Genomic DNA, 21,313 nt, shown 5'->3' on the forward strand with positions numbered 1-21,313 from the left:
CGCTTCGCTTACCGATCTTCCTCGAAGGCTTCCGGAGGTGGAGGTGCCGCGCGGACGTTGAAGAGGCGGCAGATGGCGTACCAGCAGAGGGCAACGGACAGGTTGTAAGGGAACAGCACGGCCCAGAACGGCAGTTGCCAGTTTTTCTTGCCCTGCATTTCACCAGGCTCAGCGTGCAGTTCAGCATCGAGCCGCTGGGGCTCAGCGCAAACCAGCGCACCAGCCTGCTGGACCTGGATGGCCAATTGATTTCCTACACCCACGGCCCGAGCCAGATCACGGGTGTGGTTTGGCCCAATACCCTGGGGCAGCAGGTGCGCAGCAACCTCACATTGCTCAGGCGCAATGGCAACAGCAGCAGCCTGGAGTATCGCGGCCCCTGGTCGATGTTCCGCCTGCTCAGCCGGGGTGCGCTCAATGGCCGGACCGCGACCAGCGTGGACCTCGGTTTCAAAACGGGGGATGGCGTGATGCGCTATCGGCTGAGCGCCGAAAAAGCGTTCAACCCCATTACCCAGCAGCCCTTCAAAGGCTTCAGCCTGCCGCGTACCCTGCTTGGGCAGGTCCATCCCTGAGAGTGATGAAGCCCGCTTGATGAGTCGATCGTACCGGCCCCTTGGCGGCGAACCGCGCGAAGGGGCCGGTACAGGCTACCAACGCATCCTGACCCCGAGGCTGCCGATCAGCCCATTGAGGTCATTGTCATCCACATCGCTGCTGTAGTCGGCACTGACGAACAGCGCCACCTTGGGCGTGACCCGCGCCACCAGTCCCAACCCCAGCTCGACGGTGGTGGAATTGCGCGAGCTGGAGATCTTGTCCACCTGGTCCAGCTTCACCGGCTCGGCGTTGTTGAAGTCATACCAGACGTTGGTTCGCACATAGGGCTCGATGGGCATGCCGCGCACTTCGTAGCGCCCCGACAGCCTGGCGCCGACCCGGCCGCTCCAGCTCGGTTGGCTGTCGAAGGCCTGCAGGGTTTCTTCCTGTACCTGGTTGCCAGGGAAGAACTGCTGGTTGATCAACTGTGCCTGGGGCTCGATCACCCAGCCGCCACCCAGGCCGATGGGGTAGCCGCCTTCTACCGAGAAGGTCATCGCATGGCCGCTGTCGTTCAGGCGCTGGCCGCTCTCGCCGCGGCCATTGACGTCGATGCGCGTGCCCATGGCCACGGCATCGAGGTGCCAGCCTTGCTCGTGAGTCATGCTCCAGTACACCCCCAAGCTCTCGCCGCTGAGGTTGACGGCGTTCTTCTGCTTGTCGCCCAGCAGCCTGCGCGTGCCGTTTAAGCTGCTTTGCAGGTTGTTGTGGCCGACGAATATCCCCGCGCGATGGACATTGCCACTGGCGGTTTCACGCACGAACAGGTCCGGGCCGATCATCAGTTGCTGGCTGGGCGCCTCCAGTTGCTCCGGCGCCTGCGCACCGAGGCGGGGGCTGCCGGGAAAGAACTGCGCCCATTGGCTGGTGACCAGGTCCGGGGCTGCCTGCCCGTGGCGCTCGACCATCTGCTCGGAGAAGGCGTGCAAAGCGCTCAGGCCCAGGCCGCTGGCGCTGACCGGGTCCAGGGACAGTTGCGGCATCGTCGGCTGCTGCAGCAGGGCGGCGAAGGGCGCCTCCTCCTCCTGCAGGTCGAGCGCGAAGGTTTCCACCGGGGTTGCCAGGAGCAGCGACGTGGAAACCGCGCAGAAAATGCAGTCGAAACGCACAGGATTCGAGGTTCTTTTCATGGCGGATCTCCTCTGTTGTGTGTACAGCCCAAGGACCTGGCCTGATGTCACGAGCTGTACGACCGAACAGAGGGCGACTCAAACCAGCACGCAAGCCGGCTCGAGCGCGCACGAAAGGCGCGAGCTAGAGGCCCGGCGCGAGTTTTTCACGACTGGTGATAACGTTCAGCTAAGGAGAGGTCGGCGCCTGCGTCAAGAAAACGTGGAAACGCCGACAAGGTGGCAGGACAAGGTGTAACTCATTGAATACATGAGTAAACGATGCGCCTATAGCGAGGAAGGTTCTTTGCCGCTGCCCGGCTATGCCGAATCATTGCTAGAGCCGGACTTCCACCGCCAGCGGCAGGTGATCGGAGAGGTGTGTCCAGGGCCTGTGGCCGAGGATCTTCGGGGCGTGGCTTTCGGCGTTGCGCAGGTAGACGCGGTCCAGGCGCAGCAGCGGCAGGCGCGCCGGGTAGGTGCGGGCGAGCAGGCCATGGTGGCGTTCGAAGGCCTCGTGCAGGCCGCGCTCGCGGCCCAGGGTGCGGTTGCCGCGCAACTGCCAGTCGTTGAAGTCGCCGGCGATGATCACCGGGGCATCCGCCGGCAAGGCGTCGAGCAGCTTGCGCAGCAGGCGCAGCTGCTTCTGCCGGTGACGCTCGAGCAATGACAGGTGCACGCAGATCGCATGCACCTGGCGCTGCCCGGGCACATCGAGGATGCAGTGCAACAGGCCACGGCGCTCGGGGCCTGTGATCGACACGTCGAGGTTGCGGTGCTCGATGATCGGGTATTTCGACAGCAGGGCGTTGCCGTGGTGGCCATCGGGGTAGACGGCGTTGCGCCCGTAGGCGAAGTCGCTCCACATGCTGTCGGCGAGGAACTCGTACTGGGAGGTCTGCGGCCAGCCGGGGTAGCGTGCGGCGTGGCGGTCGTGGCTGCCGAGCACTTCCTGGAGGAAGACGATGTCGGCCTGGGTGCTGCGCACCGCTTCGCGCAGTTCCGGCAGGATGAAGCGCCGGTTGAAGGCGGTGAAACCCTTGTGCGTGTTGACCGTCAGGACCCGTACCCGGTGTACGGCCGGGGCCTGGCTGACGGTGGCGAAACCTGGACTGCCGGCTTCGAGGTTCACGGTGGCTCCTGGTATCCATCTGCGACGAGAAGCATCGCCACCCCCTGTGAGGGCGGCGCCCGATCTACAGTCTAGGACCGAACCCTAACGCTCGGGTTCACTCCTCCTCGCGTTGCAACACCATCAGCAGCAGCGAGCGCCCCTTGACCTCGAACTGGGTGTCGAACGCCAGGTGCTGCGGCTTGCGCATCTGTGGCCGGTCGGTGTCGACCAGGCAGCTCCAGTAGTCGCCTTCCGGCACCGTCGGCAACTGGAAGGGCACGGTGTCGTGGTAGGCATTGACGATCAGCAGCAGGGTAGCCTCGCCCCCGGGGCGGGCGATGCCGCTGACCTGGGCACGGCCGTCCATGAGCATTCCCAGGCAGCGGCCATGGGGATCCTCCCATTGCTCCACGGTCATCTCGCTGCCATCGGGCGCCAGCCAGGTGACGTCCTTGACGCCGATCGCCTCGTTGTAGTCGCCGACCAGAAAGCGCGAGCGCCGCAGCACCGGGTAGGCCAGGCGCAGGCGGGTCAGGCGCTTGACGAAGGCCAAAAGCTCGGCGCCGTCCTGGTCCAGGTCCCAGTTGATCCAGCCGATCTCGCTGTCCTGGCAGTAGGCATTGTTGTTGCCATGCTGGGTGCGGCTGAACTCGTCGCCGGCGACGATCATCGGCGTGCCCTGGGCCAGCAGCAGGGTGGCGAAGAAGTTGCGCATCTGGCGCATGCGCAGGGCATTGACCTGTGGGTCGTCGGTGGGGCCCTCGACGCCGCAGTTCCACGACAGGTTGTTGTCGGTGCCGTCCTGGTTGTTCTCGTCGTTGTCCTCGTTGTGCTTGTCGTTGTACGAGACCAGGTCGCGCAGGGTGAAGCCATCGTGGGCGGTGACGAAGTTGACCGAACTGTAGGGGCGCCGGCCCCGGTTGTTGAACAGGTCGCCCGAGGCGGTCATGCGCGCGGCGAAGTCTGCCAGTTGGCCTTCGTCGCCTTTCCAGAACGCCCGCACGGTGTCGCGGAAACGGTCGTTCCACTCGGCCCAGCCGGGGGCGAAGTTGCCGACCTGGTAGCCGCCCGGGCCGCAGTCCCAGGGTTCGGCGATCAGTTTGACCTGGCGCAGCAGCGGGTCCTGGCGGCAGGTCACGAGGAAGCTGTGGCGCTCGCTGTAGCCGTCATGGTAGCGGCCGAGGATGGTCGCCAGGTCGAAGCGAAAGCCATCCACGTGCATCTCCCCGGCCCAGTAGCGCAGCGAGTCGGTGACCAGTTGCAGCACGCAAGGGTGGCTCAGATCGAGGGTGTTGCCGGTGCCCGAGTCGTTGATGTAGTAGCGTCGGTCGTCGGGCATCAGGCGGTAGTAGGAGGCGTTGTCGATGCCGCGCATGGACAGGGTCGGGCCCAGCTCGTTGCCCTCGGCGGTATGGTTGTAGACCACGTCGAGGATCAGTTCGAGCCCGGCGTCATGCAGGTGCGCGACCATCTCCTTGAATTCGGCGATCTTGCCACTGGCCAGGTAGCGCGGGTGCGGGGCGAAGAAGGCGATGCTGTTGTAGCCCCAGTAGTTGTTCAGGCCCTTGTCCAGCAGGTGCTGGTCGTTGACGAAGGCGTGGATCGGCAGCAGTTCGATGGACGAGACGCCCAGCTCCTTGATGTGCTTGAGCAGCTCGTCGTTGGCCAACCCGGCGAAGGTGCCGCGATGGGCTTCGGGCACCGCCGGGTGGCGCATGCTGATGCCGCGGGTGTGGGCCTCGTAGAGGATGGTGCGCTCCCAGGGGATTTGTACCCGCTGGTCACGGCCCCAGGTGAACGCCGGGTCGATCACCTTGCACTTGGGTACGAAGGGCGCGCTGTCGCGTTCGTCGAAGGAGAGGTCGCCGTCGGGGTGGCCGATGGTGTAGCCGAACAGCGCCTCGGACCATTTCAGCCCGCCCACCAGTTGCTTGGCGTAAGGGTCGATCAGCAGCTTGTTGGGGTTGAAGCGGTGGCCGTTCTCCGGCTCGTAGGGGCCGTGGACGCGGTAGCCGTAGACCAGCCCCGGGTGCGCGTCGGGCAGGTAGCCGTGGTAGATCTCGTCGGTGTATTCGGGCAGTTCGATGCGTTCGAGCTCTTGCTCGCCGCTGGAGTCGAACAGGCACAGCTCGACCTTGGTGGCGTTGGCCGAGAACAGGGCGAAGTTGACCCCCAGGCCGTCCCAGGTGGCGCCCAGGGGGAAGGGCAAGCCTTCGCGGATGCGCGAGGGGGCGACGGAGCGGGTTTTCTTCGGAGTGCGGGGGCTCATGGTAGTCCTCGTATGGCCGGGTCAAAGGGGCATGGGGGCTGCTGTGCAGCCCGTCGCCGGCAAGCCAACGCCCACGGTGTCCTTTGCATGACACCTGCTTCGGGGGCACCGCAGCCCCCTGTGGGAGCCGGCTTGCCGGCGATGGGCCGCACAGCGGCCGCAGAGGCGGCTGGACGATTACGCAGGGCCTCAGCCCGCCGTCGGCTTCTTCACCGCACGTGGCTTTTTCGCCGCCGCCGGTTTCGCCACCGGTGCGGCCACGGCCTTGGGTTCGGCCGTCGCCTTCGGCTTGGCCGGCGCCCGCTTGCGCGGGGCCGCCTTGGGGGCCAGGGCCTCGGCTTCGGCGAGCTTGCGTGCCATGTCCCAGTGACGCTCTTGCTGGCCTACGGGTTTGCCTTCCGATTCCCAGATCTGGTAGGCGAATTCGCGAATACGCTTTTCATCGACACTCATCATGACGCTCCTGATGCTCAAGATTGTTGTATCAACACGTTGACCGGAAATTGCGCCAGCACGGTGCTCAACATCAGCTCCCTTGAAGGGCTGACAGCACCGCCGGCGAAAAGTCCCGAGCACGTGGCAGGCGACAAGGCAAACGGCAGGATCAGCCGGGTATCGTCCCAGTTCTGCGCCGGGATCAGGGGTAGGGGGGCGGTGCCGAGCAATTCACTGGCCAGGCGCGGCACCACGACGATGGCGCGCGCCTGGTCGCCGAGGCGGGCGAAGGCCAGCACCTTGTCGGCATGGCGCCCCAGCACGGTCAGCGGCAGGTAGGCGCCGCGGCCGAACAGCTCCGGGTGGGCCTGGCGGCAGTCCAGCATGCGGGCGATCAGCGCCTGCTTGACGCGGCCATCGCGCCAGTGCTCCAGCAGTTCGGCCAGCGGTGCGTTGTCGTCCAGGCTGGCCCGCCTCACAGCGTAGTCCACCGGGCGGCGGTTGTCTGGGTCGACCAGGCTCAGGTCCCAGTATTCGTTGCCCTGGTACAGGTCTGGCACGCCGGGCGTGGTCATGCGCAGCAGGCACTGGACCAGGCCATTGAGCGCGCCGGGGCAGGCGATCCGTTGCGCGGCGGCGTGCAGGGAGTGGCGCAGTTGCTGGTGCTCGCGGGCCAGCAGCAGGCCGTCCAAGTAGGCCGCGCAGGCCGCCTCGAACGCCTCGTTGGGCGCGCTCCAGGTACTGCGCAGCTTGGCCTCGCGCAGGGCCTTGCACTGCCATTGGCGGATGCGCCCGGCGTAGTGGCGCAGGGCCGTTTCGTCGTCCGGGTCGAGGTCCAGGGGCCAACTGCCGAGCAGGGTCTGGTACAGCAGCAGTTCGTCGCCGGGGCCAGGCGCCAGGCCGTCGTCCAGTGGCTGGCGCAGCGGTGCGGCCAGTTCGCGCCAGTGTTCGACCCGGCTGGCCAGCCAGGGGCCGCGCTCGCTGAGCACCGCCAGGCGCGCGCGGCAGTCCTCGCCACGCTTGTGGTCGTGGGTGGCGGTGGCCAGCAGGTTGTCGGGGAAGTCCCGCAGGCGGCGCTGGGCCTCGTTGTGGAAGTGCTCGGGCGGGGCGCTGAAACGCTCGGCGTCGAAGCCTACGTCGTTGCGCGACAGTAGCCGTGCCGAGCGGTAGAAGGCCGTGTCCTCGACGGCCTTGGCCGCACTCGGCGCGGTCAGTTGCTGGAAGCGTACGCAGGCGTGGCGCAGGTGCTTGCGCGGTCGCCCCGGCGGCAGCTGACGCCAGGGCTGGCCACCGAGCCAGCGCTGCAGGTGATCGAGCAGTGGCCAGTCGGCTTCGCCCAGGCGCTGCCGTGCACCGGCCAGGGCCTGCTGGAAGAACCCTTCGTCTTCGACCGGGCGGCCGCAGGCATTGATGTAGGTGCGGTACACCGGGTAGTGCTCGACCAGCGCCTGCAACGCACGGCGGATCGCACCGAGGGTCAGGTCGCGGGTCATCAGGTCGTCGCGCGCCACCTGCAGCAACGCCTGGGCCACCGACTCGCAGTCGCCGGCCAGGCTGGCGTTGAGCACCAGGTGACGGGCCTGGCACACCTCCTCGGGGAAGGGCGGGCGTTCGCTGAGGCTACTCCACAGTTCGGTCAACGGCGCCTCGCCGGCAGGGTCGTGCTGCAGCAGCGAGACCTGGTTCATGAACTCGTAGCCGGTGGTGCCGTCGGTGAGCCAGTCGCGGTGCAGTTGCTCGCCGGCACCGAGGATCTTCTCCACGTAGATCGGGAAATGCTCGATGCCAGCCTGCAGCGGCCGCTTCGCCAGCAGGTCATCGACCCGCCTGCGCAGCTTGCGGCAGTAGCGGCGTGGGTCGGCCAGGCCGTCGATATGGTCGATGCGCAGGCCATCGACCAGGCCGCGCTCGATCAGCTCGAACAGTTTGGCGTGGGTGGCCTCGAACACCACCGCGCGCTCGACCCGCAAGCCACCGAGTTCGTTGATGTCGAAGAAGCGCCGCCAATTGATGTCGTCCGCCGCGGTGCGCCAGCTGGCCAGGCGGTAGGTCTGGCGCTCCAGCAGCAGGTGCAGGCGCTTGAAACCGGCCTCTGTGCGGCTGTCGAAGGCGGCCAGGGCCTCGTCCAGGCGGGCACCGCCCCGGGCCAGGCGTGCCAGTTCCGCGTGCAGGGGCAGGGCATCGGCCAGCGGCTCGGCAGACTCGTGCAGGGCGCTGAAGTGCTGGGCCAGGGCGCGCAGCGCCGGGTCTTCGCTCTGGCCAAGGATGCGCCCATAGTCCAGCGGGCAGATCGGGAAACGGTGTTCGTAGTGGGCGATCTGCAGCAGGCCTTGGCCTGCATCGAAGGTCAGCGGGATCTCGCCGTTGCGCAGCGCCACGCCATAGTCGTTGGCCAGGAACGGCAGCAGCAACTGGCCGGCCAGCAGCGGGTCGCTGGAATGCCACTGGATATCGAAGAACTCGGCATAGGGGCTGCGCCGCCCCCAGGCCAGCAGGCTCTGCCACCAGGGGTTGTCGGCGCCGCCCACGGCCATGTGGTTGGACACGGTGTCGAGGATCAGCCCCATGCCATGCTGGCGCAGGGCAGCCACCAGGCGCTCCAGCGCCGCCTCGCCGCCCAGTTCCGGGTTGACGCAGGAAGGGTCGACCACATCGTAGCCGTGCCGCGACCCTGCGCGGGCCTTGAGAATCGGCGAGGCGTACAGGTGGCTCACCCCCAGGCGGGCGAAGTAGGGCACCAGCGGCACCGCGTCGTCGAGGGTGAAGTCACTGTGCAATTGCAGGCGCACGGTGGCGGTCAAGGGCTTCATCGATCACGCTCCCAGGCTTGTTCGCGGGCCTGGGCCAGCAGTTCCAGGCGCCGTGCGGCATCGTCGTCGTCGAGCAGTTCGCGCACCGGCCGGGCGAAGCGCCGACGCCAGTTGGGGTGGCCATCGGTGGTGCCAGGCAGGTTGGGCTGTTCGTCGCAGCCGAGCAAGTCTTCCAGGGGGATCAGCACCAGCGGCGAGCGGGTGTGGCCGACGTAGCGGATCGCCGCATCGATCAGGGCGTTGTCGTCGTGCAGCGGGCCGTAGTTGTGTTCCAGGGTGCGGCGCAGGCCTTCGCGCTCCCGCTGGCGGGTGTGCCGCCAGTGCAGCTCGGCGGCCGCGTCGATCAGCTTCAGGCGGTGGCTCCAGTCGATGTCACGGGCCTGCAGCCAGCCGGCCAGGGGCGCCAGGTCATGGGTGCCGGTGGTGGCCAGGGCGTCGTCCGGCCAGTCGAGGATCGGCTTGAAATGCCCGGGCGGGTCTTGTTCGAAGGGCAGCACGCGCATGCCCAGCACGGCCCTGTCCGCCAGGCGCTCGCGCAGGCCCTCGGGCACGGTGCCCAGGTCTTCGCCGAGGATCAGCGCCTGGTGGCGTACCGACTCCAGGGCCAGCAGGCGCAGCAGGTCTTCCAGCGGGTAGTGCAGGTAGGCGCCTTCGCTGGGCCTGGCTCCGCGCGGGATCAGCCACAGCCGGCGCAGGCCCATCACATGGTCGATGCGCAGGCCGCCGGCATGCGCCAGGTTGGCCCGCAGCATCTCGATGAAGGCGCGGTAGCCGTTGCGCCGCAGGCCCTCCGGGGAGAAGGCGCAGATACCCCAGTCTTGCCCGGAGCGGTTGAGGATGTCGGGGGGCGCGCCGACCGTGAGCTCGGCCAGCAGCTCGTCCTGGCGGCTCCAGGCCTGGCTGCCGGCACCGTCGGCGCCCACCGCCAGGTCGGCGATCAGGCCCACCGCCATGCCATTGCCGCGCGCCGCGTCCTGGACCCGTTGCAGACCGCGCTCGGTGAGCCATTGGCAGAAGGCATGGAACTCCACCTGGGCCGGGTGGGTGCTGGCGAAGGCCTCCACCTCCGGGTGGTAGGGATCGTGCCAGGCGGGCGGCCAGGTGCGCCAGTCGGCGCCCAGGCCACGGGCCATGGCCTCGGCCTGCAGTACCTGGAAGCGGCAATGGTGCTCCAGGGCCTGGCCGCCGGCCTTGCGGAAACTGTCGAAGTCCTCGCGCAGTGGGTGCTCGCCCTGGCTGAAATCGTGGTACAGGGCCTGCAGCAGCCGGTGCCGGGCATCGGCGGCACGGGGCCAGTCGACCAGGTGCAGGTGTTCCAGTTCGTCGAGGGTCGCTTGCAGGTCGCAGGCCTCGATGGCCATGCGCACCGCCCGCTCGCCGAGCACCACCGCGGGGCTGGCATACAACGTATTGAGCAGCAGCCGGCTGGAGGGCGAGTAGGGGCTGTAGTGCAACTGGTCGGCAGCGGACAGCGCGTGGATCGGGCTGATCGCCAGGGCATCGGCGCCGCGCTCGGCGGCGCTGCGTGCCAGTTGTTCCAGGGCCTGGCAGTCGCCGTAGCCGCCATCGCCCGGCCGGCGCAGGCTGTAAAGCTGCACCGCGAGGCCCCAACAGCGTGGTGGCGGTTGTTCGACGGCATCGTGCAGCGCATGGCAGCGCGGGGGCGCCACGGCGACGGTGAAGCGACGGCCGTCGATGTCCAGCCGGTGGTAGCCGATGGGCAGCTCGCCGGGCAGGCGGGCCTGCCCATCGAGGGCCAGCGACCCTTGGCTGCCGTCCTCCAGGGTGCAGTGAACAGGGCTGCCAGCGGCGAAGTAGCGCTCCAGCGCCAGGGGCTGGCCCTGGTCGGCTGTCAACAGTGGTGGCAGGTGGTCGGCGTCTTCGGCCTGGTCCAGGGCCTGCAGGCTGGCCTGGATGGCGGCATCGTCGTCGGCGGGGTGGCCCAGGCCTGCCAGCACCCGGCGCAGGACTTCGTCACTGACCTGCTGCGGGCGGGCGTTGGCGTCGATCCAGTCGCGGGCCAGCCCCACCCGGGCGGCCAGACGGTGCAAGGGCAGTTCGCTCATGGCGTCTCCTGGCCAGGGGGCAGCAGGCTGACCACGCAGCTGTACGCGGGCAGGGTGGTGGCGAGGTGCGCGGTGTCGCTGCTGTCGAACAGGCAGCGTTCGAGCGCGGGCAGTGCCACAGGTTGCGCTTCGGCGCCCAGGTTCAGGTCGATGCGCAGTTCGCTGCCATCGCCCAGGCGCCAGCGCGCGGTCAGTGCCCGCTCGCCCAGTACCTCGGCACCGAGGGCACGGCTGCCGGGCAGGTGCGGGACGACATGGCGACGGCGCAGTGCCAGCAGGCGCTGGTACAAGCCGTGCCAGCCGGCCAGCACGTCCTGGGCGTCGAGGCGTGAGGCTTCGAAGGTGTCCGCGGCGTTAGGGTCGGGAATCCGCGCGCGCTGCTGCGGGTCGGCGAAGGCGGCGAAATGGGCGAATTCGTTGCGGCGGCCTTCGCGCACGGTGTCGGCCAGCTCGTCGTGGTGGTCGGTGAAGAACAGAAAGGGCCGCCGGCTGCCTTCCTCGTCGCCCATGAACAGCAGCGGGATCATCGGTGCCAGCAGCAACAGGCCGGTGGCCGCGCACAGGGCCGGGGGCGGGCAGAGGCGGCTCAGGCGCTCGCCCAGGGCGCGGTTGCCGATCTGGTCGTGGTTCTGCAGGAACAGCACGAAGGCGCTCGGCGCCAGGTGCCCACTGGGTTCGCCCCGGGGGATGCCGTGGCGGTTGGCCTGGCCCTGGAAGGCGAAGCCCTCGGCCAGGCAACGGGCCAGCTTGGCGATCGGGCGGTCCTGGTAGTCCTGGTAATAGCCTTCGGTCTCGCCGGTCAGCAGCACGTGCAGGGCGTTGTGGCCATCGTCGTTCCACTGCGCATCGAAACCCTGTTCCAGCAACGCGGCTTGGTTGTGCTCGTTCTCCAGCACCAGCCAGACCTGGCGGCCAGGCGCCACGGCGGCGCGTACCCGCCTGGCCAGCTCGACGAGGAAGTCGGGCTGGTCGATGGCATGTACCGCGTCCAGGCGCAGGCCGTCGAAGCGGTAGTCGCACAGCCACATCAGGGCGTTCTGGATGAAGAACTCGCGCACTTCGGCGCGGCGAAAATCGATGGCGGCGCCCCAGGGGGTCTGCCGGTCTTCGCGGAAGAAGTGGCTGGCGTACTGGTGCAGGTAATTGCCGTCGGGGCCGAAGTGGTTGTAGACCACGTCGAGCATCACCATCAGGCCGTGGCCGTGGGCCTCGTCGATCAGTTGGCAGAGCGCTTCGGGGCTGCCGTAGCTGTGTTGCGGGGCGAACGGCAGTACGCCGTCGTAGCCCCAGTTGCGCTCGCCGGGGAACTGCCCCACGGGCATCAGCTCGATGGCCGTGATGCCGAGTTCGGCCAGGCGCGGCAGCTGCCGGGCGACCCCGGCGTAACCGCCCAGCAGGCCGACGTGCAGCTCCTGGATCACCGCCTCGGGCCAGGGCCGGCCTTGCCAAGGGTGGCGCCAGGGGTAGCTGCCCAGGTCCAGCACCTGGCTGGGCCCGTGCACGCCCTCGGGCTGCAAGCGCGAGGCCGGGTCGGGCACCTCCAGTTGTTCATCGATGCGATAGCGATAGCGGTCGCCGGCCCGGCACGGGGCGATGGCGGCGAACCAGCCATCGCCCTCGGGCAACAGTTCGATCGGTGGTTGTCGTTCCAGTTGCAAGCTCACGCTGCGCGCATCCGGCGCCCAGAGGGCGAAGCGCGCCGACGTGGCGTCCAGCAGGTGTGCGCCATGCCTGTGCATCTTCGATCCCCTTGCTCAGTAGTGGCTGACGTGCGCCTGGCAGACCAGCTCCTCGTACAGCCGGGCGTAGGGTTCCACCGCCTGGCACCAGTTGAACGGCTGGGTCATGGCCAGGCAGCGCATGGCGTTGAGCAGGTCCTTCTTGCCATAGACATAGAAGGCACGACCTAGCGCCTCGCGGTAGCTGTCCACGGTCGACTCGTCGAACAGAAAGCCGGTGACGCCATTCTCGATGGTGTCCGCCAGCCCGCCGGTGTTGCGCGCCACCGGCAGCGAGCCGAAGCGCTGCGCGTACATCTGGCTCAGGCCGCAGGGCTCGTAGCGCGACGGCATGAGCAGGAAGTCGCTGCCGGCGAACATGCGCCGGGCGTCGGTCTCGTTGAAACCGATGCGCACGCCGATGCGGCCCGGGTAGCGTAGGGCCAGCTCGCGCATGGCCTGTTCTTCCTCCGGCTCGCCACGGCCGATGATGGCGATCTGGCCGCCCTGGCTGACGATGTAGTCGGCCACGCCCAGGGTCAGGTCCAGGCCCTTCTGGTAGACCAGGCGCGAGACCACGGCGAACAACGGGCCGTCGCAGGCGTCGAGCTGGAACAGCTCGCGCACCTCGTCGGCGTTGCGCGCCTTGCCATCCCAGTCATTGATGCTGAAGTTGTGGAGCAGGTGCTTGTCGGTGGCCGAGTCCCAGCTTTCATCGATGCCGTTGGGGATACCGCTGAGCAGCTCTTGTTGGGCCTTGCTGGCAAGGAAACCGTCGAGGCCGCAGCCGAATTCCGGGGTGGTGATCTCCCGGGCGTAGGTGGCGCTCACCGTGGTGATGTGGCTGGAGTAGGCAAGGCCTGCCTTGAGGAACGAGAGCTTGCCGTAGAACTCCATGCCTTCCTGCTGCAGGGCGTGGTCGGGGATCGCCAGTTCCGGGCAGCAGCCACGGCTGAACACGCCCTGGTAGGCCAGGTTGTGGATGGTGAACAGGGTCGGGGTGTTCAGCCCGCGCCAGTGCATGTAGGCCGGGGCCAGGCCAGCCGGCCAGTCATGGGCGTGGACCAGGTCCGGGCGCCAGTGGGCCATGCCTTCGCCGGCGGCGATCTCCGCGGCGGCGAGCCCCAGGCGGGCGAAGCGGATGTGGTTGTCGGGCCAGTCGCGGCCATTGTCGGCGCCGTAGGGGGTGCCGTCGCGCTGGTACAGCTGCGGGCAGATCAGCACGTAGATGACCAGGCCGTCGGCCAGGTCCATGCGGCCGATCCGGCAAGGCGGCAGGGCCGCGTGGCCACCCAGTTCGCCGACGATATGGATGGGGTTGTCGCTCTCGACCACCTGGCGGTAGCCGGGGATCAGCAGGCGCACATCGTGCAGGTGGGCCAGTGCCCGTGGCAGGGCAGCGGACACGTCACCCAGGCCGCCGGTCTTGACCAGGTCGGCGATCTCGGAGGTGACGAACAGGATCTTGCGCTTGTGCGGGTTGTGGCGGCGCTGGGCGCCGGGTGCCTTGGCTGTCGGGGCGAAGTCCGGCGAGAGCGGTTCGCGATTGTCCGGGTTGAATGCATCTACGTGAGGTTCGACAGCGGCACTGATCATACTTCTCTCCGTCCCTTGTGTCGGGTGCTTGCACCCGTTGCGTTATGTCGTGTTGGTTCTCTCTGGCTCGTTCGTATCGTGTAGTGCGGTCCATGCCCCTTGGGTCGTGCGCGCAGGCACCATGCGATCGGCATTCCGGCCGAAGGCGAATGGACTGGTTGGGGTCGGTGGGCCGAGGCTGGGAGGTCCCGTTGCACTGGCCTACTTAGTTCCTGACCTGCCGGTGTGCGGGAAAGTTTCGACTTTTTTCCGTCGCGTTTTCCGAGCGGTTCGGCGGGCAGAACCCTGAGTGTAGGAGAGCTGGCGGTGGAAATGTGACCCGCTGGTCACTTTTGTTCGGGCCGCAGATCGCGCAAACGTTGGCGGGTTGTCACAAGATGTGAAAGCTTGATTCAAGCTTCAAGCTTGCGGGGATGCTGTGGGAGCGGGCTTGCCCGCGAAGAAGGCACCGGGGTGGATGGCACGGGCTCCGCCCGTGTTCGCGGGCAAGCCCGCTCCCACAGGTTTCTCAGTGGCTCAGGGGCTTGTCGCCCGAGCGGGCCTGCTCCAGCAGCAGGTTCAGTTGCGCGACCTGCTGGCGCAGCTGGTCGCGTTCGTCCTTCAGGCGGCGCAGCTCGTCACGACGCACAGTGACATAGAGGGTCTGGGTTGGAGTGGCAGGCATCAAGGTCCCCATGAACACACCTCGCAGTTTGGGCTGGTGACAGTGGTAAGCGTAGTCGCTCGCGGCGCGCATTCTGAATTCTTTCGCCGTGCAAGGGAACTTTTTTGTTTATCGTTGTCAGCCCGTTCGTCGCTGAACCCTCGGACGACGCACTGGACTAACCTGAAAACCTGAACCGCCTTGTCATCTATTTCGTAAGGGGAGCATCGGCACATGCAACTGGGAATCGTCGGGCTGGGCCGCATGGGCGGCAACATCGCAAGACGGCTGATGCGCGCAGGGCATCGCACCGTGGTCCACGACCGCAACCGTGACGCGGTGAGCGCACTGGAAGGCGAGGGCGCCCAAGGGGCCCACGACCTCGGTGCCCTGGTCCAGAAACTCAAGGCACCGCGGGCGGTGTGGGTGATGCTGCCGGCCGGCGCACCGACCGAGCAGACCATCGCCCAGCTGGCCGAACTGCTGGAGCCGGGCGATGCGATCATCGACGGTGGCAACACCTTCTATAAGGACGACATGCGCCGCGCCGCCGAACTGGCCGGGCGCGGCTTGCACTACCTGGACGTCGGCACCTCCGGTGGCGTCTGGGGCCTGGACCGTGGCTACTGCATGATGATCGGTGGCGAGAAAGACGTGTTCGAGCGCCTGGAGCCGCTGTTCAAGGCCCTTGCCCCCGGCGTTGGCGACATCCCCCGCACCCAGGGTCGCGAGGGCGAGCATGGGCGCGCCGAGCACGGCTATATCCATGCCGGCCCCGCCGGGGCCGGGCACTACGTGAAGATGGTGCACAACGGCATCGAGTACGGCCTGATGCAAGCCTACGCCGAAGGCTTCGACCTGCTGCGCAGCAAGGGCGGTAGCGAGCTGCCCGAGGACCAGCGCTTCGACCTGGACCTGGCCGAGATCGCCGAAGTCTGGCGCCGTGGCAGCGTGGTCACCTCCTGGCTGCTGGACCTGACCGCCGACGCCCTGGTGGCCGACCCGCAACTGGCCGGCTTCAGCGGCTCGGTGTCCGACAGTGGCGAAGGGCGCTGGACCATCGACGCTGCCGTCGAGCAGGCCGTGCCGGTACCGGTGCTGTCCAGCGCGCTGTTCGCCCGCTTCCGTTCGCGCCAGCAGCAGGGCACCTATGGCGACAAGATCCTCTCGGCCATGCGCCTGGGCTTCGGCGGCCACGTCGAGAAGCGCGAATGAACGCACACAACGGCAGCTCCGCCGCGCCGCCTTGCACGCTGTTTCTGTTCGGTGCCAACGGCGACCTGGTCAAGCGCCTGCTGATGCCGGCGCTGTACAACCTGAGCCGCGACGGCCTGCTGGACCGCAACCTGCGCATCGTTGGCGTCGACCACAACAGTGCGACCGCCGAGACATTCGCCGAGCGCCTGCATGCCTTCATGGTCGAGCGCGACAAGGGCGGTGAGGGCGTCGGCAAGTGCCTGGACGAGAAGGTCTGGGCGCGCCTGGCCAAGCGCCTGGACTACCAGACCGGCGACTTCCTGGACCCGGCCACCTATGCCGCGATCGCCCGGCGCATCGCCAAGACCAGCCACGGCAATGCCATCTTCTACCTGGCCACCTCGCCACGCTTCTTCCCTGAAGTGGCCCAGCGCCTGGGTGACGCGGGCCTGCTCGACGAGTCCCACGGCGGCTTTCGCCGGGTGGTGGTGGAAAAGCCCTTCGGCACCGACCTGGCCAGCGCCGAGGCCCTCAACGCCTGCCTGCTGGGGGTGATGAGCGAGCGGCAGATCTACCGGATCGACCACTACCTGGGCAAGGAGACGGTGCAGAACATCCTGGTCAGCCGCTTCTCCAACGGCCTGTTCGAATCGTTCTGGAACAACCACTACATCGACCATGTGCAGATCACTGCCGCCGAGACCGTCGGCGTCGAGACCCGAGGCGCCTTCTACGACCACACCGGCGCCCTGCGTGACATGGTGCCCAACCACCTGTTCCAGCTGCTGGCCATGGTCGCCATGGAGCCGCCGGCCGCCTTCGCCGCCGATGCCGTGCGCAGCGAAAAGGCCAAGGTGATCGGCGCCATCCGCCCCTGGTCGCAGAAGCTGGCCCTCAAGCACTCGGTGCGCGGCCAGTACGTGGCTGGCAAGCAGGGCCGCAAGCGCCTGCCTGGCTATCGCCAGGAGGCCAATGTCGACCCCGCGAGCCGTACCGAGACCTACGTCGCCCTCAAGGTGATGATCGACAACTGGCGTTGGGCTGGCGTGCCGTTCTACCTGCGCACCGGCAAGCGTATGAGCGTGCGCGATACCGAGATCGCCATCTGCTTCAAGCCCGCGCCCTATGCGCAGTTTCGCGAGTCCGAGCTGGAGCGGCCCAAGCCCAACTACCTGAAGATCCAGATCCAGCCCAACGAAGGCATGTGGTTCGACCTGCAGGCCAAGCGGCCCGGCCCGGAACTGGTGATGGAGAACGTCGAGCTGGGGTTCGCCTACAAGGACTTCTTCAAGATGACCCCGGCGACCGGCTACGAGACCCTGATCTACGATTGCCTTACCGGCGACCAGACCCTGTTCCAGCGCGCCGACAACATCGAGAACGGCTGGCGCGCCGTGCAGCCGTTCCTCGACGCCTGGGCCCATGGCGGGGAGGTCCACGAATACCCCGCAGGCCAGGACGGCCCCGAGGCGGGCAACGAGCTGCTGGCCCGCGACAAGCGCGAGTGGCATCCCTTGGGGTGACGCGGTGCTGGCACCGGCCATTCGCGGGCAAACCCGCGCCCAGGGGCCGAGTCGATCGCCGATGAGCCCGGGAGCGGCCTGTCATCCGCAGTGCAACAGAGGAGGCGCCATGCCAGCCCCGATCGAAGACTACGCCCTGCTGGGCAATTGCCGCAGCGCCGCCCTGGTCAGCCGCGACGGCTCCCTCGACTGGCTCTGCCTGCCACGCTTCGACGCCCCCGCCGTGTTCGCCGCCCTGCTCGGCAACGAGGAAAACGGTCGCTGGCGCCTGGCCCCCAGCGACCCTGTGGAAGCCACCCAGCGTCGCTACCTCGACGACACCCTGGTGCTCGAAACCACCTACATCACCGCCACCGGCCGCGCCCGGGTCATCGACTGCATGCCCCTGGGCGAGCACAACGCCGTGGTGCGCATCGTCGAAGGCCTGGCCGGCGAAACCGCCTTCGAGATGGACCTGGTGCTGCGCTTCGACTACGGCCGCAGCGTCCCCTGGGTGGAAAAGCTCGACCCCTTGACCCTCAGCGCGGTCGCCGGCCCCGACCGCCTGATTCTGCGCAGCACCGAGGCCGTGCACTCTCGCGATCACCACAGCGTCAGCCGCTTTCGCGTGTGCGCCGGCGAGCGCCAGGTCTTCAGCCTGCGCCACCAGCCTTCGCACCTGCCCCCGCAACCTGACTTCGACATCGACCAGGCCCTGGAGCGCAGCATCAGCCAATGGCAGGCCTTCGCCGCGCGCTGCCCGGACGTCGGCCCCTGGACGCCGCTGGTGCGCCGCTCCCTGCTGACCCTCAAGGCCCTGACCTACGCCCCCACCGGTGGCATCGTCGCCGCCGCCACCACTTCGCTGCCCGAGCGCGTCGGCGGCGAGCGCAACTGGGACTACCGCTACTGCTGGCTGCGCGACGCCACCATGACCTTGCTGGCCTTGATGAACCTGGGTTACTTCGACGAGGCCCAGGCCTGGCGCGAATGGCTGCTGCGCTCGGTGGCCGGCAACCCCGAGCAGATGCAGATCATGTATGGCTTGGCAGGCGAGCGGGACCTGCACGAGTTCACCTTGCCCTGGCTGGCCGGCTACGAGCACTCCCAGCCGGTGCGTGTCGGCAATGCCGCCGCGCAGCAGTTGCAGCTGGATATCTATGGCGAGCTGGCCGACGCCATGACCCAGGCCATCCGTGGCGGCCTGCCACGCCACCCGCGCAGCTCCGCCATCGCCCGGCTGATCCTGCCGTACCTGGAGAAGATCTGGCGCGAGCCTGACGAAGGCATCTGGGAGGTGCGCGGCGGGCGCCAGCACTTCGTGCATTCCAAGGTCATGGCCTGGGTCGCGTTCGACCGTGCGGCGAGCCTGTCGGACACCACCGAAGAAGACCGCGAGCGTGGACGGCACTATCGCCAGGTGGCGGACGAGATCCACCGGGACGTCTGCCAGCAGGGGCTGGACCCAAGCCGCCAGTGTTTCGTCCAGGCCTACGGCTCGAGCGAGGTGGATGCCAGCCTCCTGCAGATCGCCCTGACCGGTTTCCTGCCGGCCGATGACCCGCGTTTCCTGCGGACCCTCGAACAGATCGAGCGACGCCTGCTGCGCAACGGCCTGTTGCTGCGCTACGACAGCGACCTTTGCAGCGACGGGCTGACGCCTGGGGAGGGGACTTTCCTGGTCTGCTCGTTCTGGTTGGCGGACGTCTACGTGCTGCTCGGGCGGCATGCGCAGGCGCAGGCGTTGTACGAGCGGCTGACTGGGTTGTGCAATGACGTGGGCTTGCTGGCCGAGCAGTACGATCCCTTGGGCAAGCGTATGCTGGGCAACTTCCCGCAGGCGTTCAGTCACATCGGCATCATCAATACCGCGTTGAACCTGCACCGGGCGCAGTGTCCGGTGCGAGACCGGGCCAGTTGCGGTTGAGCCCGGTAATCCTCTGGGGCGCGAAGCGGCCGCAATTGGCATCACGCTTGGCTTAGCGGGACAGCATCAGGATAATGGCGGCCATTTCGTTCTGCTCGCTCTCTCTGGTGCCCCCGCATGGAAATCAAGGTCAATTTTCTCGACAACCTCCGTCTCGAAGCCAAGTTCGATGACTTCACGGTGGTTGCCGACCAACCTATCCGCTACAAGGGCGATGGTTCGGCACCAGGGCCGTTCGATTACTTCCTGGCCTCGTCGGCGTTGTGTGCCGCCTACTTCGTGAAGCTGTACTGCAACACGCGCAATATCCCCACCGACAACATCCGCCTGTCGCAGAACAACATCGTCGACCCGGAAAACCGCTACAACCAGATCTTCAAGATCCAGGTCGAGCTGCCCGCGGACATTTCCGAGAAGGACCGCCAGGGCATCCTGCGTTCGATCGACCGCTGCACGGTGAAGAAAGTGGTGCAGACCGGCCCTGAGTTCGTGATCGAGGAAGTGGAGAATCTCGACGCCGATGCCCAGGCCCTGCTGATGCCAGACGCAGACGCGCACGCCAGCACCTACATCGTCGGCAAGGACCTGCCGCTGGAGCAGACCATCGCCAACATGTCGGGCATCCTGGCGGGCCTGGGCATGAAGGTCGAGATCGCCTCGTGGCGCAACATCGTGCCCAATGTCTGGTCGCTGCACCTGCGCGATGCCCACTCGCCGATGTGCTTCACCAATGGCAAGGGCGCCACCAAGGAAAGCGCGCTGGCCTCGGCCCTGGGCGAGTTCATCGAGCGGCTGAACTGCAACTTCTTCTACAACGACCAGTTCTGGGGCGAAGACATCGCCAATGCGGCGTTCGTGCACCACCCGGACGAGCGCTGGTTCAAGCCCGGGCGCAAGGACGCACTGCCGGCCGAGATCCTCGACGCCCATTGCCTGGCGATCTACAACCCCGATGGCGAGCTACGCGGCTCGCACCTGTACGACACCAACTCCGGCAACGTCGAGCGTGGCATCTGCTCGCTGCCGTATGTGCGCCAGTCGGACGGTGAGGTGGTGTATTTCCCCTCCAACCTGGTCGAGAACCTGTTCCTGAGCAATGGCATGAGTGCGGGCAATACGCTGGCCGAAGCGCAGGTGCAGTGCCTGTCGGAAATCTTCGAGCGTGCGGTGAAGCGCGAAATCCTCGAAGGCGAGATCGCCCTGCCCGATGTGCCGCACGAAGTCCTGGCGAAGTACCCCGGTATCCTGGCCGGTATCCAGGGGCTGGAAGAGCAGGGTTTCCCGGTGCTGGTGAAGGATGCGTCGCTGGGCGGGGCGTTCCCGGTGATGTGCGTGACCTTGATGAACCCGCGTACCGGCGGTGTGTTCGCCTCGTTCGGCGCCCACCCGAGCTTCGAGGTGGCGCTGGAGCGCAGCCTCACGGAGCTGCTGCAGGGCCGCAGCTTCGAGGGCCTGAACGACCTGCCGCAGCCCACCTTCGAAAGCCAGGCGGTGACCGAGCCGAACAACTTCGTCGAGCACTTCATCGACTCCAGCGGCGTGGTGTCGTGGCGTTTCTTCAGCGCCAAGGCCGACTTCGAGTTCGTCGAGTGGGACTTCTCCGGCCAGGGCGACGACTCCAACGCCGAGGAAGCCGCGACCTTGTTCGGCATCCTCGAAGACATGGGCAAGGAAGTCTACATGGCGGTGTACGAGCACCTGGGGGCAACCGCCTGCCGCATCCTGGTGCCGGGCTATTCGGAAATCTACCCGGTGGACGACCTGATCTGGGACAACACCAACAAGGCGCTGCTGTTCCGTGCCGATATCCTGAACCTGCACCGCCTGGACGATGCCGCCTTGCAGGCGCTGCTCGAACGCCTGGAAGACAGCGAACAGGATGACTACACCGACATCACCACCTTGATCGGCATCGAGTTCGACGACAACACCGCCTGGGGCCAGCTGACGATCCTGGAGCTCAAGCTGCTGATCCATCTCGCCCTGCAGCAGCTCGAAGAGGCCAAGGAACTAGTGGAGGCCTTCCTGCAGTTCAACGACAACACCGTCGAGCGCGGCCTGTTCTACCAGGCCCTGAACGTGGTGCTGGAGGTCGTGCTGGACGACGAGCTGGCGTTGGAGGACTACGAGGTCAACTTCCGCCGGATGTTCGGCAACGAGCGGATGTACGCGGTGCTCGGCTCGGTGGACGGCAGCGTGCGCTTCTACGGCCTGACGCCCACCAGCATGAAGCTGGAGGGGCTCGACAGGCACCTGCGGCTGATCGACAGCTACAAGAAACTGCACGCGGCGCGGGCCCGGCTCGCCTCGTGACCGGGCCCTACGGG

At 67.2% G+C, this 21,313-nt stretch carries 13 protein-coding genes and 1 pseudogene; 5 read left to right on the forward strand and 9 right to left on the reverse strand.

Annotation, left to right across the window (positions count from 1 at the left end):
- Positions 1 to 164: 164 nt before the first annotated feature.
- Positions 165 to 575: pseudogene (locus tag ABFA30_RS11960) on the forward strand (type VI secretion IcmF C-terminal domain-containing protein); the annotation flags it as partial.
- Between the two features lie 75 nt (positions 576 to 650).
- Here ABFA30_RS11960 and ABFA30_RS11965 read toward each other — a convergent pair.
- The 9 genes from ABFA30_RS11965 to ABFA30_RS12005 form a co-directional block, all read right to left on the reverse strand.
- Entirely contained in the window at positions 651 to 1,730 is a 1,080-nt protein-coding gene (locus tag ABFA30_RS11965; protein WP_253101575.1) for an autotransporter outer membrane beta-barrel domain-containing protein, read from the reverse strand.
- 316 nt (positions 1,731 to 2,046) lie between these two features.
- Complete coding sequence (locus tag ABFA30_RS11970) at positions 2,047 to 2,841, reverse strand: endonuclease/exonuclease/phosphatase family protein (RefSeq protein WP_225789131.1); 795 nt, start codon at positions 2,839 to 2,841, stop codon at positions 2,047 to 2,049.
- Positions 2,842 to 2,938: 97 nt separating this feature from the next.
- On the reverse strand, positions 2,939 to 5,092 hold the full coding sequence (glgX, locus tag ABFA30_RS11975) for a glycogen debranching protein GlgX (protein ID WP_225789132.1): 2,154 nt from the start codon (positions 5,090 to 5,092) through the stop codon (positions 2,939 to 2,941).
- A gap of 189 nt (positions 5,093 to 5,281) precedes the next feature.
- A complete protein-coding gene (locus tag ABFA30_RS11980; RefSeq protein WP_225789133.1) occupies positions 5,282 to 5,548 on the reverse strand; it encodes a DUF2934 domain-containing protein in 267 nt (88 codons plus the stop codon).
- A 14-nt stretch (positions 5,549 to 5,562) separates the two neighbouring features.
- A complete protein-coding gene (locus tag ABFA30_RS11985; RefSeq protein WP_410045480.1) occupies positions 5,563 to 8,337 on the reverse strand; it encodes a malto-oligosyltrehalose synthase in 2,775 nt (924 codons plus the stop codon).
- Entirely contained in the window at positions 8,334 to 10,403 is a 2,070-nt protein-coding gene (malQ, locus tag ABFA30_RS11990) for a 4-alpha-glucanotransferase (RefSeq protein WP_253101566.1), read from the reverse strand. The genes ABFA30_RS11985 and malQ overlap by 4 nt, the downstream gene beginning before the upstream one ends.
- Positions 10,400 to 12,142, reverse strand: a complete 1,743-nt coding sequence (gene treZ / locus ABFA30_RS11995; RefSeq protein ID WP_410045481.1) for a malto-oligosyltrehalose trehalohydrolase — start codon at positions 12,140 to 12,142, stop codon at positions 10,400 to 10,402. Before treZ ends, malQ begins: the two co-directional genes overlap by 4 nt.
- A 15-nt stretch (positions 12,143 to 12,157) precedes the next feature.
- On the reverse strand, positions 12,158 to 13,717 hold the full coding sequence (gene glgA, locus ABFA30_RS12000) for a glycogen synthase GlgA (protein ID WP_225789137.1): 1,560 nt from the start codon (positions 13,715 to 13,717) through the stop codon (positions 12,158 to 12,160).
- 508 nt (positions 13,718 to 14,225) lie between these two features.
- Positions 14,226 to 14,393, reverse strand: coding sequence for a DUF6026 family protein (locus ABFA30_RS12005; RefSeq protein WP_225789242.1), 168 nt, complete (start codon positions 14,391 to 14,393; stop codon positions 14,226 to 14,228).
- Positions 14,394 to 14,594: 201 nt separating this feature from the next.
- On the opposite strand from ABFA30_RS12005, the gene gnd reads away from it, so the two are divergent.
- The 4 genes from gnd to ABFA30_RS12025 all read left to right on the forward strand — a co-directional run bounded on the left by gnd (position 14,595) and on the right by ABFA30_RS12025 (position 21,299).
- On the forward strand, positions 14,595 to 15,575 hold the full coding sequence (gnd, locus tag ABFA30_RS12010; protein WP_253081444.1) for a phosphogluconate dehydrogenase (NAD(+)-dependent, decarboxylating): 981 nt from the start codon (positions 14,595 to 14,597) through the stop codon (positions 15,573 to 15,575).
- A complete protein-coding gene (zwf, locus tag ABFA30_RS12015; RefSeq protein WP_410045482.1) occupies positions 15,572 to 17,080 on the forward strand; it encodes a glucose-6-phosphate dehydrogenase in 1,509 nt (502 codons plus the stop codon). Before gnd ends, zwf begins: the two co-directional genes overlap by 4 nt.
- Before the next feature lie 109 nt (positions 17,081 to 17,189).
- The gene (locus ABFA30_RS12020) at positions 17,190 to 18,986 is read left to right on the forward strand and encodes a glycoside hydrolase family 15 protein (protein WP_225789140.1); all 1,797 of its coding nucleotides are present in this window, start codon (positions 17,190 to 17,192) and stop codon (positions 18,984 to 18,986) included.
- A gap of 117 nt (positions 18,987 to 19,103) precedes the next feature.
- On the forward strand, positions 19,104 to 21,299 hold the full coding sequence (locus tag ABFA30_RS12025) for an OsmC domain/YcaO domain-containing protein (RefSeq protein WP_410045483.1): 2,196 nt from the start codon (positions 19,104 to 19,106) through the stop codon (positions 21,297 to 21,299).
- Positions 21,300 to 21,313 lie beyond the last annotated feature (14 nt).

It is taken from the genome of Pseudomonas sp. HLMP (assembly GCF_046365545.1).
Lineage (GTDB): Bacteria > Pseudomonadota > Gammaproteobacteria > Pseudomonadales > Pseudomonadaceae > Aquipseudomonas > Aquipseudomonas guariconensis_B.